19 protein-coding genes and 2 other RNA genes are annotated in these 14,349 nt (G+C 62.7%); 4 read left to right on the top strand and 17 right to left on the bottom strand.

Going from position 1 to position 14,349, the window contains the following annotated elements:
• Nucleotides 1–27: 27 nt before the first annotated feature.
• From C3Y92_RS05685 to C3Y92_RS05640, 10 genes are all read right to left on the bottom strand, one after another.
• Nucleotides 28–480 carry a helix-turn-helix domain-containing protein gene (locus C3Y92_RS05685; RefSeq protein ID WP_129350447.1) on the bottom strand — a complete coding sequence of 151 codons (453 nt, stop codon included), beginning with the start codon at nucleotides 478–480 and terminating at the stop codon, nucleotides 28–30.
• Nucleotides 477–893 carry a hypothetical protein gene (locus C3Y92_RS05680; protein ID WP_129350445.1) on the bottom strand — a complete coding sequence of 139 codons (417 nt, stop codon included), beginning with the start codon at nucleotides 891–893 and terminating at the stop codon, nucleotides 477–479. Before C3Y92_RS05680 ends, C3Y92_RS05685 begins: the two co-directional genes overlap by 4 nt.
• Before the next feature lie 69 nt (nucleotides 894–962).
• A complete protein-coding gene (locus C3Y92_RS05675) occupies nucleotides 963–1,304 on the bottom strand; it encodes a hypothetical protein (RefSeq protein WP_129350442.1) in 342 nt (113 codons plus the stop codon).
• 3 nt (nucleotides 1,305–1,307) lie between these two features.
• Nucleotides 1,308–1,886, bottom strand: a complete 579-nt coding sequence (locus C3Y92_RS05670; RefSeq protein WP_129350439.1) for a phage protein GemA/Gp16 family protein — start codon at nucleotides 1,884–1,886, stop codon at nucleotides 1,308–1,310.
• A 63-nt stretch (nucleotides 1,887–1,949) separates the two neighbouring features.
• Nucleotides 1,950–2,016: hammerhead ribozyme type II (locus C3Y92_RS05665), an RNA gene on the bottom strand.
• Between the two features lie 3 nt (nucleotides 2,017–2,019).
• On the bottom strand, nucleotides 2,020–2,295 hold the full coding sequence (locus C3Y92_RS05660; RefSeq protein ID WP_129350436.1) for an HU family DNA-binding protein: 276 nt from the start codon (nucleotides 2,293–2,295) through the stop codon (nucleotides 2,020–2,022).
• Nucleotides 2,292–2,825, bottom strand: a complete 534-nt coding sequence (locus C3Y92_RS05655) for a host-nuclease inhibitor Gam family protein (RefSeq protein ID WP_129350433.1) — start codon at nucleotides 2,823–2,825, stop codon at nucleotides 2,292–2,294. The genes C3Y92_RS05660 and C3Y92_RS05655 overlap by 4 nt, the downstream gene beginning before the upstream one ends.
• Nucleotides 2,818–3,438: a hypothetical protein gene (locus C3Y92_RS05650; RefSeq protein ID WP_129350430.1), complete on the bottom strand. Its 621-nt coding sequence runs from the start codon at nucleotides 3,436–3,438 to the stop codon at nucleotides 2,818–2,820. Before C3Y92_RS05650 ends, C3Y92_RS05655 begins: the two co-directional genes overlap by 8 nt.
• Entirely contained in the window at nucleotides 3,435–4,157 is a 723-nt protein-coding gene (locus tag C3Y92_RS05645) for an AAA family ATPase (protein WP_129350427.1), read from the bottom strand. Before C3Y92_RS05645 ends, C3Y92_RS05650 begins: the two co-directional genes overlap by 4 nt.
• Nucleotides 4,154–6,271, bottom strand: a complete 2,118-nt coding sequence (locus tag C3Y92_RS05640) for a Mu transposase C-terminal domain-containing protein (RefSeq protein WP_129350424.1) — start codon at nucleotides 6,269–6,271, stop codon at nucleotides 4,154–4,156. Before C3Y92_RS05640 ends, C3Y92_RS05645 begins: the two co-directional genes overlap by 4 nt.
• Nucleotides 6,272–6,370: 99 nt before the next feature.
• On the opposite strand from C3Y92_RS05640, the gene C3Y92_RS05635 reads away from it, so the two are divergent.
• A complete protein-coding gene (locus tag C3Y92_RS05635; protein ID WP_129350421.1) occupies nucleotides 6,371–6,733 on the top strand; it encodes a hypothetical protein in 363 nt (120 codons plus the stop codon).
• Between the two features lie 56 nt (nucleotides 6,734–6,789).
• Here C3Y92_RS05635 and C3Y92_RS05630 read toward each other — a convergent pair.
• The 4 genes from C3Y92_RS05630 to C3Y92_RS05615 all read right to left on the bottom strand — a co-directional run bounded on the left by C3Y92_RS05630 (nucleotide 6,790) and on the right by C3Y92_RS05615 (nucleotide 7,847).
• Nucleotides 6,790–6,855, bottom strand: an RNA gene (locus tag C3Y92_RS05630) — hammerhead ribozyme type II.
• 14 nt (nucleotides 6,856–6,869) lie between these two features.
• Complete coding sequence (locus C3Y92_RS05625) at nucleotides 6,870–7,052, bottom strand: hypothetical protein (protein WP_129350418.1); 183 nt, start codon at nucleotides 7,050–7,052, stop codon at nucleotides 6,870–6,872.
• Between the two features lie 145 nt (nucleotides 7,053–7,197).
• Nucleotides 7,198–7,416, bottom strand: coding sequence for a helix-turn-helix domain-containing protein (locus tag C3Y92_RS05620; protein ID WP_129350415.1), 219 nt, complete (start codon nucleotides 7,414–7,416; stop codon nucleotides 7,198–7,200).
• Nucleotides 7,413–7,847 carry a hypothetical protein gene (locus tag C3Y92_RS05615; RefSeq protein ID WP_129350412.1) on the bottom strand — a complete coding sequence of 145 codons (435 nt, stop codon included), beginning with the start codon at nucleotides 7,845–7,847 and terminating at the stop codon, nucleotides 7,413–7,415. Before C3Y92_RS05615 ends, C3Y92_RS05620 begins: the two co-directional genes overlap by 4 nt.
• Nucleotides 7,848–8,166: 319 nt before the next feature.
• Between C3Y92_RS05615 and C3Y92_RS05610 the strand changes: the two genes are divergently transcribed.
• From C3Y92_RS05610 to C3Y92_RS05600, 3 genes are all read left to right on the top strand, one after another.
• On the top strand, nucleotides 8,167–8,676 hold the full coding sequence (locus C3Y92_RS05610) for a helix-turn-helix domain-containing protein (RefSeq protein ID WP_165352067.1): 510 nt from the start codon (nucleotides 8,167–8,169) through the stop codon (nucleotides 8,674–8,676).
• A 360-nt stretch (nucleotides 8,677–9,036) separates the two neighbouring features.
• Nucleotides 9,037–9,381 (top strand): P-loop NTPase family protein, encoded by a 345-nt coding sequence (locus C3Y92_RS05605; RefSeq protein WP_129350406.1) that lies wholly within the window; start codon nucleotides 9,037–9,039, stop codon nucleotides 9,379–9,381.
• A 102-nt stretch (nucleotides 9,382–9,483) separates the two neighbouring features.
• Complete coding sequence (locus C3Y92_RS05600; protein WP_129350403.1) at nucleotides 9,484–9,777, top strand: hypothetical protein; 294 nt, start codon at nucleotides 9,484–9,486, stop codon at nucleotides 9,775–9,777.
• A gap of 555 nt (nucleotides 9,778–10,332) precedes the next feature.
• Here the strand turns inward: C3Y92_RS05600 and C3Y92_RS05595 are convergent.
• Genes C3Y92_RS05595 through C3Y92_RS05585 form a run of 3 tightly spaced genes read right to left on the bottom strand, consistent with a single transcriptional unit; the run spans nucleotide 10,333 to nucleotide 14,193 of the window.
• Nucleotides 10,333–11,295: a glycyl-radical enzyme activating protein gene (locus tag C3Y92_RS05595; RefSeq protein WP_129350400.1), complete on the bottom strand. Its 963-nt coding sequence runs from the start codon at nucleotides 11,293–11,295 to the stop codon at nucleotides 10,333–10,335.
• Between the two features lie 55 nt (nucleotides 11,296–11,350).
• Entirely contained in the window at nucleotides 11,351–13,741 is a 2,391-nt protein-coding gene (locus tag C3Y92_RS05590; protein WP_129350397.1) for a glycyl radical protein, read from the bottom strand.
• Between the two features lie 53 nt (nucleotides 13,742–13,794).
• A complete protein-coding gene (locus tag C3Y92_RS05585) occupies nucleotides 13,795–14,193 on the bottom strand; it encodes a GlcG/HbpS family heme-binding protein (RefSeq protein ID WP_129350394.1) in 399 nt (132 codons plus the stop codon).
• Between the last annotated feature and the right edge of the window lie 156 nt (nucleotides 14,194–14,349).

Below are 14,349 nucleotides of genomic sequence, written 5' to 3'. Positions count from 1 at the left end.
TGGACTACAATTGAGGAACAGTAAATATCATGATAGATAAACGTCGGTTCTCTCCAGCTCTTTCCTGACGCTCTCCGTAAGCACTCGCGCTGGCGGTGAATCCGGATGCTTCTCCAGTCTCCCTTCCTGAATCATTTCCCAAACTTTGCTTCTGCCAATAGACAATACAAATGCCACTTCCGCTATCGTCAACCACGCCTTTTTCGTGACCAATTCACGCGCCGAAACCGCCGGCAAGCTCGCAAACGCCAGTTTCTTCGTCTGGTAAGTCACTGGCAGCATCAACTCGAATCCCACAGGATCGACCAGACAGCACCGCTTAACGCAGCCCAGGCAAACGTATTTGCGCTCCTTCCAAAACCACCGTGGCTTGCGCTTGGGGCCGCAGCCAAGGGGCTCGTAGACGTGCCCTTCAATTTGCCCCTGGTAGGGCAGATAGCCCTTGTCCAGGAGCTTCAAGACGTCGTCGATGATGCTCATTGGTCACCCCCTGTCGCGCGAAGCAGCGTGTCCACGGCCACAGGCAGATCGCGGCCTGTGACCGTCACCCACCAACGGCCATCCAGCCCCAGGATCGGCAGGCCGGACACAAAGGTCTTGTCGTAAGCGCCGGTCCCGTTAGGAACGCGCACCCGGTCGCCCCAGCGAAGCCTGGGGCATTCCTCAGGCTGCACCGGAGCGCCGCTGGCCAGCGCGACGACGAGCCCGGCGATGCCGCCCGGCGCGAAGAATTCGTGCTTGCTGCCGCCGGGGCTGTGCCAGCAGCCGTCAAGGCGCAGGCGGTAACAGCCTGCCGGGCCTCCCCAAGCCGTTGCCGGGAACAGTTCCAGCTTGACGGTTTTGCCCTGGTTACGAAGCAAAATGGTGATTTCCTTGGCGCGCTTTTCGCTCATGCCGCTATCGCTTCCTTCAGCCAAATTGAGAAAACCATCGGTTGGCCCTGGCCCGGTTTCGCCCGCTGCTTACGCATCAGCTGGCCCAAACAGGCCGGTCAGCGCCTCGGCCTGCTTCTCCCAAAGGGTGCGGCAACTGCGGCAGCGGCGCTTGTCCGTGGCCCGGCAGCGGGCGCAGCCGATGCGCTCGAGCACCGCAAACACCGCTCCGGGTGTCACGTCCAGAACCGGGGCATCGGCCAGCGCGGCCCGGATGCGGGCCGTCTGGCGTTCCACGTTGCCGGGATAGCGCCCGGCCAGGAGCTGGAGCACGACGCTTTTGGTGATGCCGGTGGCCTTGCAGAAAGCGTAGAGGGTCCGATGGCGGGCCAGGATGGCGGCCCGCAACGCCTCGCGTTCGTCCGGCCCCATGCGTCATGCCGCGCCGCGCCGGCCGCTTCCGGCCTTGCCGTTGCCGGCCATGCCTTCATGGGGCTCGGGATCGATGCCGGCTTTGCGGCAGCGGCTCCACAGGTCCTTGGCCAGGGTGGCCAGGGCGGCCGGATCGGTCAGCCAGACGAACCGCTCGACGCCGAACTGCTTGGACACCCGGCCGTCGAGGCTCTTGGGTTCGTAGCCAAGCAGCAGCCACAGGGTCACGATGTAGCGCTTCTGGCGCGCCAGCGGCCCGGCGGGAATGTCCAGGCGCTCGTAGCCGTCGGCCTTGTCGCCTTTCTTCCAGTCCCGGAGGCGCTTGGGCAAAAGCGGAATGTCCACGGCCGCATGATCGGGCAACCACTGCGCCGCCAAGGCGTCCAGGACCTGGTTGCGCTCCCCTAGGGAGAGCTTCGACCAGGAAGCGCCTTCGCCGCCCAGGATGCGGCCGAAGAGCTCCACAAGAAGCGCCTTGTCGGTCTCATAGGAAAGCGACGTGGCCGGCAGCAACGTGCCGAAGAACACCTTGCTTTGCATGTTGTAGATGGCCGCGCAGGAGACAAACGGTCGCGTTGCCATGGATACCTCGTTTGGTTGTAAGCGCCCCGGACCTCCTGCTTAGAAGGCAGATGGTCCCAAGCGCATCGGCTGCTCGTCAGGCCCGGGCCGCCACGCCCGGACGACCGCCCGCATGGGGGCGGTTTCGCAGGGATCAGGCAGTCAGCGCATCCTTGAGGGCCTTCCCGGGCTGGAACTTCACGCTCCGTTTGGCCTGGATGTCGATCTCGCCGCCGGTCCGGGGCTTGCGGCCCTTGCGTTCTTTGCGTGTGACCGGCTCCAGATGCCCCAGGCCCGGCAAAGTGACCTTGTGGCCGCAACACAGCGCGCCCATGACGTACTTGGTCAGGGTATCCAGCCACTGTTCCGCCTGGGCCTTGCTCACGCCTTCATGCTCGGCGAGGCAGTTGACCAGATCAGCCTTGTTCATGCGGCAGCCTCTTTGATCGTTTCACCCTTGAGTTCGTAATAGAATTCATCCTCGGCCACCTTGCGGACGCCGACCGTCTTCAGGCGTTCTTCCGGCCAGTCGCGCATGGCTTCCTTGTCCACCTCGACCTTGGTGCGCAGCGCTTCGCGGAAAGGCTTGCCCGCATCGCCTTCGGCCAGCTCCTGGAGCCGTTCCAGAACGAGTTTCCAGGTCCATTTCACCGCAGTCTTGAGCTTGGTGGACTGCCGGAATCCCAGGACGCCGAAAGTCATTTCCAGGGACTTCTTTTTCGGGAAAAGATCGTCCTTGCGGGCCGTGGCGAAATTGGCCAGGGCCGCTTCCAGGTCTTTCTTGCGGGTCAGCAACGGTTCCGACTGCGCCTTGGCCTCGGCCTTGATCCGGTCGATGGAGTCGTTCATGACGCACTCCAGGGCAGCCACGTCGCGCTGGATGCCGGCCAGTTCGGCCAGGGCCGCGTCCACGTCCTTGACGTCGGCCAACACGGCGACCTTCGGTTTCGTTCTAGCCATGGGACACCTCCTCTTCCTCCTTCTCGAACCGGGCCAGGATGGCCCGGCAGTTGTCGACGATCTTGGCGCGGACGGCCGGTTGGTAGGGGTCGCGCTCCATGAAGGCCCGCACCAGTCGGCAGGCCGCGTTGCGCTCGATCTCGAAAGGATCGGCGGAATCCTGGGGAGGATATGGCGTGTTCACCGTGTCCTTGGCCCGAAGCGTGGCCCGGAAAAGGTGCGTCGCCCCATCGCGGCCGTGCCGTTCTACAAAGCCCTCATCAAGGAGCCATTGCCCGTATTTCCGAACGTGGGTGTAGGAAACCCGGGACACCTGGGCGATGCTTGTCCAGGAAAAGCCAGGTTTTGCCGAACGGATGGCCCGCCAAGCCCGTTGGTAAAACTCCCCGCTGCGCACCCTGGCTTTGGGGTTGTAGGTGTACTTGCCGTCCTCAATACGGGTCAGTTCCGCGCGCTTGATGAGGTCATTTATCCGTGAGCGCAGCCGGGCCTTGGCCGGCTCGTTGTCCAACCCCATGGCCTCGTAAAGCAGGGCATTGGTGACCGGCTCCTTGCCGTTGACCGTAAGGCCCTGGATGACCAGGCGCAGGCGATCCATCTCCTCGGTTCTCATGCCCGCCTCCAGCTCTTCAGCTTCTGGATCGCCGCCACCATGGCCGCGTCGACCTTGTCGGTCTCGCGGGCCTTGGCCGCCTGCCCCAGCAACTGCACCATGTTGCGAACCAGCCGCATGTCGCCATCCGAGGTGGCCCGCACCATGGCGCAGGCTTCGGGCGTCATGTCGAGGCCGACAGCTTCAAAGGCAAAGGCTGCAATGTCGGCTTCATCCACAGGCCCGAAGGCAACTTCCTGGGTCACACGGGACCAGATTCGGCGGCGCTCGGACAGGAGCCCAATAAGTTCTTCCTCGCCGATCAGGATCACGGCCGCGCCAGTCGCCTCGTGGATGTCGCGCAAGTCCTCGATGCGCCCGAAGTGCAAGCGGTCGGCCTCGTCCATGTAGATGGTGACGGTCTGCCCCTGGTCGCGCCGCTTTTCCAAGGTTTCGATGATGCGAACCTTGCAGGCATGGGCGGAACGCGGCGTTGTCTTTTCTCCCGTCGTCTCCTTGCAAAGCCGTCCCAGGAAGGCGGCTTGCGTCATCCCCTCCCAGGCAGAGAGGAAGACCCCACCGCGTTCGGAGTGAGAGTTACGCGCGGTAAACGTCTTGCCTCGGCCGGCCTGTCCCCAGGCCACGACAATGCCGGGCTGTCCGCGCTGGGTGTCCTCGACGGTCAGCACGGCCCGCCGAAAGGCGGTCACATTGCCCGTCTCCACAAAAACCGATTTCATGCGTCTCCTCCCCCGTTGGCGGCCTTGCGGCGGCGTTCGTAGACCGTGCGCAAGCGCGCGTAACGCCCAGCCGCGCAGGCAGCGTATTCCTCGGTTTGCTCGTAGCGGGCCATCCAATCGGCGTCGGGCTCACGCAGGGCCACGCCGTCCCGAACGGCCAAGTTGAAAAGGTATTCGTAGCGGTCGAGTTCGCTGACGATGGCGGGCATTTGCGCCGGCGGCACATAGGTCGGCGCGGCTTCGAGCTTGGCCCTGGCCGCGCTTTTGGCGGCCTCGATGCTCTTGACGTCCGGCGTGCGAGGGGCCGACGAAACGGCCGGCGCAGCCTTGGCCGCGTCCTTGGCAGCCACCAAGCGCATCCGGTGTTGTGTCTCGGGCAGAACGACAGTGTTGAGGAAATCCCGAGCATCGGCAGTGACGTGGTTTTCAAGGGCCTTTTTGTAGGCGATCTCGGATTCCAACACGGCCTTGTCCTCGGTCGTGCCAAGCAGCGCCGCCGCAGGATGGACAGACGGGGCCGGGGTGGCCTCGCAAATCAGGTTCTTGCCGGCCTGGTCGTAGACCAGCACTGTCCGCCGATCCTGGTCGTCGTAGCGGACAAGGACGGGATGGCGCAGGCTGTGCAAGAAGGGGTGGCGGTAATGCTGCCCGAAGAGTTTGACGCCGTTTTGTTCGATGTGCCGAACGGCCTTGGAAAGCATACACAGCCGCAGCTTGAGCAAATCGGCGTCGGTCAGGCCCGGTCCGGCTCCTTCCTGGAAGACCTCAAGCGGCGACCGCCCCTTCAGATGGCCGCGCTGGGGCCGCCCGACGTAGTCGTCAAACCACATGGCCACCGCCGCGTGGGTTTCCTCCAGGGTGAGCGGCCTGTAGCCCATGGCCTCGTAGACCTTGCGGTGCAGGGTCTCGCCCCGCTTGAGGCGCGGCGGCTTGGTGGCGATTGACGTGCCGACATAGGAAGGGCACCAGCGCTCAAGCTCGCCAAAGGACCGGAAAAAGCGTTCGATGGTCTTGGATTGCCCGTGGTAGGGCCAGGCAAAGATCGTGGCTATGCCGAGCACCTGGAACACGCCGCCAAGGCCGCACTGCTCTAGGTCAACCCCGGTGAAGAACTTGCCCTTGAACGCCCGGCCGTTGTCCAGATAGGCCACTTTGGGGAACTTCCCGAGGCGCAGGCAGGCCCGGCGCAGGGCCGAGGCGATGGCTTGCGTGTTTTCCGTGGGCAGAATTTCCCAGCCGAGGGGGTAGCTTGAGGCCATGTCGTACCAGAGCACCAGTTCCATGCGTGTGCCCTTGCCGGTCTCCGGGTCGATGGTCTCGAAATTGAGGGCATGGCCGTCGGCCACCAGGATGTCGCCCACGCCGATCTTGGTGTAGTCGCGCACGATGTAGGGGCAACATTCGTCGTTCCAGGCTTTCTTGCCTTTGCGCGAATACACGAATTCCCCGTAGTTCTTGGCGATCCACTTTTTCACGAAGCGGTGAATGGTGATCTCGGAGCAAGGCGGCAGGCCGGCCGGTTTGAAGGCCTTGAGCGCTTCGCGGCAGACTTCGGCGATGTTCGGCTGGTTGGGATGCCGGACCAGGGCAGTGATGATGGTCTGGTGCGCCACGGTCAGAATCGGCTCGACATGAACCCCGCCGCGCGTGTCAGCCAGGGACAGGGCGGAACCGGTGCGGCGCAGTTTGAGCTTCCAGCGTTCCAGGGATTGCGCGGACACCGCGTCGCCAAGCACTTCCTTGATCTTCGGCCACACCCCGGCCCGGTAGGCCGAGAGAAATTCCTTTTGGGCTATCCCCTTGCGGGGAGCCCGGGCCATGGCTTCGGTGTAGAGCCGCACCAGGTCCGCCCTGGCCAGGGCACCGCGACGCTGGTCTTCGGTCAGGGCCGTTTCATCGGCCGCGACGGCGGCGGGGAGACTTGCCCCCTCATAAGCAGTCAAGGCGTCCTGGACCTCGGCAGGCAGGGAAACGGCGACATACAAGCGGCGGCGGCCCCCACGGCAGGACTGCTCTTCGAAGGGCCAGGACTCCTTGACAGCCCTGGCGTGCGCTGCCCGCTCCGTGACCTCCATCGCTTGCGCGATTTCCTTGACTGTGTAGCTGTCCTGCATGGTGCCGCCGTCCGTCCGCTTGATAGAGTTCCGCGCCCCCTGATAGGGTCTCCGTTACCTGTTCACCCAACCGTCAACCCGCAAAGGAGGCGCGGGAATATGATACAAGCTAGCTCTGTTCAAGAAATATTGTATAATTTCAGCATGTTTTCTTTCAGAGAGTTCGCAGCCAAATCCAAGACTGTTCCGCTTTGTGAGCACGCAGAATCCCGTGTGTTCAAGATGCTGCTTAAGTCCGATAAAATCACAGCGACTGAAGCAACTATGCTGTCGGACAAGGATAAAAAAGTGTTGTTTGAGCTATTGACACAGCACATAATGTTTCTCGAACTGGCTCCAGATTTCACTTTCCCGGATGGTTTGCTTGATGGTTCTTCAGGAATGGAATTAGGACTGCCACTTTTAACTTATATTCATGAAACGGCATGGCTCTTTCCAAAGCCGACTCAAGAAAGTTCTTGAGTCCTTGTAGGTCTTCCCTGATCTCTCTAATGTCACGCATATCGACTCCTCTCTTTGTTTGGCTGCTCATCAGGCCGAGGCCGCCACGCCCCGACGACCGCCCGCGCAGGGCGGTTTCGCAGGTCTAAGCGGGGGCCTAGCCGGTGGTGACGGCCTCGGCCGCCGCGTCGCTTCCCGTCGCCGACGCCTTCATCTCGACGCCGCACATGGCCATCAGGGAAACCTGAATGGCGCTTTTCGGTAGGCCGTTTTGCCTCAAAACCTGGGCAACCTGCCGGAGCTCCTCCGCAAACCCTCTCGCCCGCGTTCGTTTGCTCATCCCCTCAACCCCCTTTCTTATTGTGATATTTTCCGCGTCCCCGCAGGGGATGGCGATCGTGTCGCTCTGCCTCTCGCGCCGGGTGGACTGGCGGTCTTGCCGCGCGGCCCCTGGCTGCCGCGAAGGCGCGGAAATCCCTGGCGGCCTAGGCCGCTTGCTTGCCTTTCATGTCCGCCGGCAGATCGAGCAGCCGAGCAGGGCAACCGGCGTCCAGCAACGCTTGCAGCGCCCGGCGGTTATTGCGTTTGCCGTGGATGGTGTCGGACACCAGTGAATGCGAAATGTCGGCTTTGCGCGCTATTTCAATAACTTTGATCTTCTTTTCGGCCATCCAGCCTTTAATTTTGTTGCCTGCGCGTCTCATAATCCCGCCTCGATTTTCCGTTTGCGTTCGCGCAAGAGCTTGATCTCCCGTTCGGTGCGGGCCAGCTCCAAGAGCTTCGCGTCGTCGCCGTCGATGACCCGCCACCCCAGGCCGTGAGACCGGGCCAGGAGGTCCAGGGGTTCGGCCGAGCCGAACACATGGCAAAACAGGTTCAGCGCCCGAACGCTCGGCACGTAGTCGCCTTCTCGCGGATTGAGCCATTTATCGAAGGTGGCCAGGCCAAGCTCCTTGGCGCTGCCGGCCGCCAACCGCACGCCGAACCGACGCGCGGCGGCGTTGAGTCGGTCGACGGCTTCGGCCCGCGATACCCCGGCCGCCTGGATGATCCGATCCATGGACATCGCTATGTCCGCGTCCGGATTGAGCTCGACCAGTTCGAGCAGGCTGAGGCGTCGAGAGTGGGCAGCCAATTCCGAGTGCTCCGATCCAAAGTTTCCGGGCCGCTGGACATTGAGGATTATTGCCGGCCCTGGTAGCTACGTTCGTAACGGTGACGTTCGTCACCCCACAGGCATGAAATAAACATTCGTTTTGTCTCGTGTCAAAGCATTTGTTTGCTTCAGGCTTAATTTATTTTGTGTCACCGCCGTAACCTGGGGATTGTTCAAGTATATGAGCAGACTAGACGACAAAACAAACGAAAGGCCTCCTTCAGGCTTTGCTTCAGGCTTTCCCCAAGAAAGCCCGAAATTGGGGGAAAGGCTCCGTGAAGTCTGGTCTGGGACAGGTTTGAAGCAAGACGACTTTGCGGCGAAGCTCGGGGTAACGACTGTAACTCTTCAGAATTATTTCAAAAGCGTTCGTTTGCCTAGTAGTGACTTCATTAAACAAACGTGTGTTGAGTTCTCAGTTCATCCGGAATGGCTTCTCATGGGTTCTGGCCCTATGCGCCGGGGAGAAGCCGCGAAAGAGGCCCCAGCGCCGGCCCCCGCTCCTGCGGAAGCGTTTTTGACCGCCCCGCAGGAAGAGTTCCGCATGTCGGACATGCTGACCAAAACGGCCGAAGTGCTGGAGTCCGACACGATTTACCGGACGGCTTTAGCCAGCAATATCAACGCATTTCATCAAGCGGTGAGAAGCGAGCGGACGCTCGCGCGAATCGAAGAGCGGATGGCGGAATGGGAAGCCAAAACCGACGCGATGGTGAAGCGCATGGAAGAATTAGAGAGAGAAAACAGGGAATTGAAGCAGCGGCTGGAGCCTTCCAGCAGAGACAAGGCGGTGGGTGCGGAGGGGTAATCTTATTGTTGTATCAAAATGGGCACTTAGCTCTTTTTTTTATGCCTATAGCCTTAGACAATTCTATATCTTCGTTGTGTTCTTTTTAGACTTTCTGCGGTTTCTCGTTTTGCCTGATAATTTCACCCCCATTTTTGCCGAATTTCTTATCTTGCTCGTTACGGCCCGCGCGCGCCCGCCCAATCCCCCCAGGCCCGCGTCAGTCCTACGTTTAGCCCACGTCCGTCCTGCCCGATCTAACCCCCACGCCACTTCTCACTTTGCCTGACTCCCCATAGTGGCGCGCCGTCCTTCCCCGGACTTCCTGATCCATCGACATTCAGATATAAGGGCAGGCATCCATCCAGGGAGTCATGGCCCATGTCCACGCAGCAGCAGGTCCAGGCGGGCGACAACAATATCGTCGGCGATAGACCCCATCTCACGATTCACTGCCCACCTCAGGAGCGCAGCAAAGTCACAGAACCGACCCCAAGCGATGCGGCCCTGCTGCGGCCGGGGGTTGAGGCGACGGAATTCGTGGGCCGCTCAGACTTTCTGGACGATTTTACGAGATGGGCGCGGGCGCACGACCCGAAACGTCCAGTCTCCGTGCGTGTCGTGCACGGCGGCGCGGGCGTCGGCAAAACCCGCTTCGCCCTCGAACTGTGTCGCGCCCTTGGTCCAGACTGGCAGGCAGGTTTCGTTCCCGTCAAGGAGGCTTGACGTTTTTTGGGCCAGACCAACCTCACGAACTGGGGTTAGCAGAAATCCACCCTTATGGTGTTCGACTATGCGCTTTCCTTGGTGGATGTTCTGCCGGATTGAATGCGCGAGTTGTGCACCGTGACGCAGAGTCGCCATCCACTACGCATCCTTCTTTTGGAACGACAAGCCGAGGAGCAACGCGGCTGGCTTTACGAGGCATTTCCCGGCGACCTCGGTCATGGCGCGACGGGACCGCGCGATCTGCTCGACGGCCCGCCGAAGTTGTTGCCGGGCCTGTGCGCCCCGGACATGCAGCGGGGCATCATGCAGAACATGCTGGATCGCCTGGGAAGCCGGGTCGTCCTGTCGGCTGACAATGCAGACTTCCAAGCCAAACGTGCCGCGACGGACTAGGCCGGCACGCCGCTCTATCTGATGATGGCGGCCATGGTCATGCACCAGCAGGGCGACGCAGGTGAGGTGTTGCACCTGGGGCGAGTCGATTTGGCCCAGACGGTGGCGGAACATGAGCATAAGCGGTTGCTGCTGCCCTGCGGCGACAATGCATCCATGCAAATATTGGTCGCCCACATGGCCGCCTTTGCGACCCTGCGCGGCGGCATCGGGGCACGGGAGATTGGCTCGAGCTTGGCCCGGGAAAGGGAGGCGTTTGGCTGCGGCGGCAGCGACGTGGCAACGTCTCGGCGTCTGCTTTCGGATGTGTTGCCGGACGGCAACGAAGGCGTCGCCCCGATCAAGCCTGACATCGTGGGCGAGGCTTTTTTGCTCAAACATCTGGCCGGCGGCCGGCAAATAGATGGCACGGACGCCGTGCTGCGCGTTTTTGGCGACCGCCCGGTGGTGGCTCCCGCAATGCATAGCCGAGCCGGCGGCAAGAGCGATGCCCTGCCGGCAGACTCGACGAACGGGCCATACGTTGGCCGGCAGCAGATAACGCCCCGCCCCGGATCAGCCGCCGATGCCGACGCCCTCGACGTGCCGCCCGGCCAGACAGGCCTTGGCCAGAACATCCTCGCGCGTGTGCGGCGCAACGTCGTGCAGGGGATAGACCCGCCCCAACTGTCGCCACTTCGCTTCGCCGAGGCGGTGGTAGGGCAGGATGTCAAACCCCTCAAGGGTCGGCAGCCCTGCGGCGAATTGCGCGCTGGCAACGATATTGGCCTCGCTGTCGTTGACGCCGGGCACAAGGGGCAGGCGCAGACGCAGGGCGCTGCCGGCCTGGCTCAGATGGGCGATGTTGTCCAGGATGCGTTCGTTGGGCATCCCCGTCAGCTCCCGGTGGCGCGCCGTGTCCATGTGCTTGATGTCGCACAAAAACAGGTCAACGACGTCGCGCAAGGCGGCCAACGTCTCCCAGGGCGCGTGTCCGCAGGTCTCCACGGCCGTGTGCAGCCCCCGGGCCTTGGCCGCGCGCAGGCAGGACAGCAGGAAATCCGGCTGGGACGTCGGCTCCCCGCCGGAAAAGGTCACCCCGCCGCCGGACTCGGCGTAGAACTTCCGGTCCCGATCCACCTCCTCCATGACTTCCCCGGCCGTCAGATAGCGGCCCACAATGGTCATGGAGCCGGCATAGCAGGACGTCACGCAGTCCCCGCACAGGTCGCACCGGACACGGTCGATGTCGATTTCGCCGCCGCCATCGTAGCAAATGGCCTGCTGGGGACACAGGGTCATGCACTTCACGCACGAGATGCAGTTGTGCGGGATGCGCAGGATTTCCGGGCCGGGAAACATGGATTCGGGATTCTGGCACCACTGGCAACGCAGCGGACAGCCCTTGAGAAACACCAGGGTGCGGATGCCGCCGCCGTCATGCACGGCGAAACGCTGGATGTCGAAAACAAGCCCGGTGGGACCGGGGCGATCCCGGTCGGACAATCGAAACGTGTGCTGGCGCTGTTTCCAGTTCATGCAAGGCCTTGGGCCGGGGGACACCTGGCGTCCCCCGGCCGTGGGTTGGCGTGGGTTAGAAGGTCTGTTCGGTCCGGGCGATGATGTCGTCCTGCAGGGACTTGTCCAGCGCCGTGAAAAAGGCGCTGTAGCCGGCGACGCGCACCACCAGGTTCTTGTAGGCCTCGGGCTGGGCCTGGGCTTCCAGGAGGGTTTCCCGGCTGATGACGTTGTACTGGACGTGGAAACCGCCGTTTTGGAAGTAGGTTTCGGTCACGGCCTTGAGGTTGTTGAGCCCCTGGTCGCCTTCCAGGGCCGTGGGGTGGAACTTCTGGTTGAGCAAGGTGCCGTTGGAAGCGATTTCATGGTCGAGCTTGGCCACGGACAGCACCGAGGCCGTGGGGCCGCAGGTGTCGCAGCCGGAGATGGGCGAAACGCCGTCGGCCAAGGGGCTCCAGGCCTTGCGTCCGTCGGGCGTGGCGGCCACCACCGAACCCAGGGGCACGTTGGCCGAGGCCGGGTACAGCCCCGGCTGGAAGCGGCCGCCACGCGGATTGGTGTAGCGGTTGACTTCTTCGCAATAGATGAGCGCCGCTTCCTTGGCCACGGCGTCGGCATAGTCGTCGTCGTTGCCGTACTTGGGGGCGCGGTTGAGCAGCATCTGGCGCAGATCCTCGCGGCCCTCGAAATCGCTGTCGAGCGCCTGGCGCAGTTCGGCCAGGGTGAGCAGGCGGTCGTCGAAGACCAGCTTCTTGATGGCGGTCAGGCAGTCGCCGGCGTTGGCCACGCCCACGCCCTGGGGACCGGTGAAGTTGTAGTGGGCGCCGCCTTCCTGGAGGGATTTGCCGGCGGCGATGCAGTCATCGACCAGGGAGGAAAGAAACGGCAGCGGGCAACGCATGGCGTGGGCCATGTCCACGGCGTTGTCGGCCGCGGCCATGAGCCGGACGAAGTAGGCGGTCTGGGCCTTGTAGGAGGCCATCACGTCGTCAAAGGTCTTGAAGGTTTCCAGGCTGCCGGACTTGGGGCCGATCTGCTTGCCGGTGCGCTTGTCCACGCCGTCGTTTAGGGCCAGTTCCATGACCTTGCCCATGTTGAAAAAGGCGGCGTCGTGCCAGCCCTCGGTCTTGCCACCCACCTGCGGCTCCACACAGCCGATGATGCCGTAGTCCCGGGCATCCTCGCGGGTCAGGCCCCGGGCCAACAGGGCCGGAATGATCACCCGGTCGTTGTAGTAGGCCGGGTAGCCCATGCCCAGGCGGCTTATTTCGCCGGCCTTTTTGTACAGCGCCGGCGGCGTGCCCTCGTGGATGCGGATGGACAGCGAGGGAGCGTAGAGCTTGGTGTTGGCCGCGGCCTGCAGGCACATAAACGACAGATCGTTGGTGGCGTCGGAACCGTCGCGCTTCTGGCCGCCGACGATGAGGTTCATGAACATGGGATAGCCGGCGAAGGCCATGGTGGAGTTTTCGTCGCGCACCTTGTTGAGTTCGGCAAACTTGATCCAGAGCAGATCCAGGAGTTCCTGGGCTTTTTCCGGCAACACCCGGCCCTTGTCCCGGGCATGGTAAGGTTCCATGTACTGGTCGAAGCGCATGGGCGAGATGGAGTGGCCGTTGGACTCGATCTGGATGACCAGATGGACGAACCAGAAGGCCTGCACCGCCTCGTGGAAGGTTTCGGCCGGCTGGGCCGGGACCTTGCGGCAGATGCGGGCGATTTCCTGCAGCTCGTCGCGCCGGATCGGATCGGCGCAGTCGGCGGCCAGGGCAGCGGCCAGGGCGGCGAAGCGGCCGGCGAAATCGATGACAGCCTGATTGGCGATGATGACCGCTTCGAGGAAATGGCGCTTTTTGAGCTGTTCGGCGTCGGCATAGTCCAGGGCTTCAAGGGCCTGGCGGGCGTCGGCGATGACCCCGGACAGGCCCTGGCCGATCGCCTTGGCGTAGTCCACGGATATGTGGCCCACGCCGTTGTAGAAGTAGTTACCCACGGTATAGACCACGTCGTTATGGGCTTCCAGGGCTTGGGGCGGCATCATGGCGGCGGCGAACTCGTTGGTGGTCTTGCCGTCCCAGTAGGCGAAGGCTTGGCGCAGCTTGGCCTTGGTGTTCTCGGAGATCAAAAAGACGTCGGCCGTGCGGTTGGCCAGACGGTCCAGCTCGGCCTCGACCCATTTGCACGAAAATTCCGGAAAGATGGGGGCGCTTCTGGGCTTGCTGGCCTGGTTGCCCACGATGAGTTCCCCGTCCTGGATGAAAATCGGCATCCCGGCCAGGATCTTCTCCAGGGCCTTGGCCCGGCGAAGGACCATGGGCAGGGCCTCGGTCTCCTTGTAGGATTCGGTGATGAGCATTGCCCGTTCGGGACAGATGGTCGGCGTGGTGTCGACAAACCGGGCCAGGGCGGCAGTGGTGCGTTGGGTGGGGCCATGGAGATCGGGCGCTTGAACCTGATGCTGGGACATTGCTTCCTCCGGATGGTTATGTGTCGTTGCGACGTGCCGCCGCAAAAAGCGACTCAATAGGCGGCCAGGCCGGCTTCGGCGCAGGTCGTGTCCTGGGCCACGCTGCCGCCGCTGACGCCGATGCCGCCGACGACCCGGCCGTTTTCCAGGATGGGCAGGCCGCCGCCAAAGGTGACGATGCGTCCGCCGCAGGCCCGGCCAAGGCCGAACAGTTCGGCTCCGGGCTGGGACAGGCTGCCGATGGCGGCGGTGTCGGCCTTGACGGCCACGGCCGAATAGGCCTTGTCCCGGGCCAGATCGATGCTGACCAGCAGGGCGTCGTCCTGGCGGTCCAGGGCGGCCAGGTTGCCGCCGGCATCGACCACGGCCACGACCATGGGGACGCCCAGGGTGTCGGCCTTGGCCTTGGCCGCCTCGATCATGCGGCGGGCGGCTTGGAGGGTGACGGGCATGACGGGGCTCCTTGTCGTTGCCGGAGGCGGCTTAAGCGTCCGGGCCAAGAGTGGACGTTGCTCTGGACAGGACCTTGTTCAAACGCTGTTCCAAACCATAAAATACATTTTATTTTAGCATTTTAACATAAAATTTGACGCTTCAGGAACGGCCTC

This window comes from Solidesulfovibrio carbinolicus, from assembly GCF_004135975.1.
GTDB classification, from domain to species: domain Bacteria; phylum Desulfobacterota; class Desulfovibrionia; order Desulfovibrionales; family Desulfovibrionaceae; genus Solidesulfovibrio; species Solidesulfovibrio carbinolicus.
The sequence above is the reverse complement of the archived record's forward strand: the minus strand, read 5'-3'. Positions and strand labels throughout refer to the sequence as shown.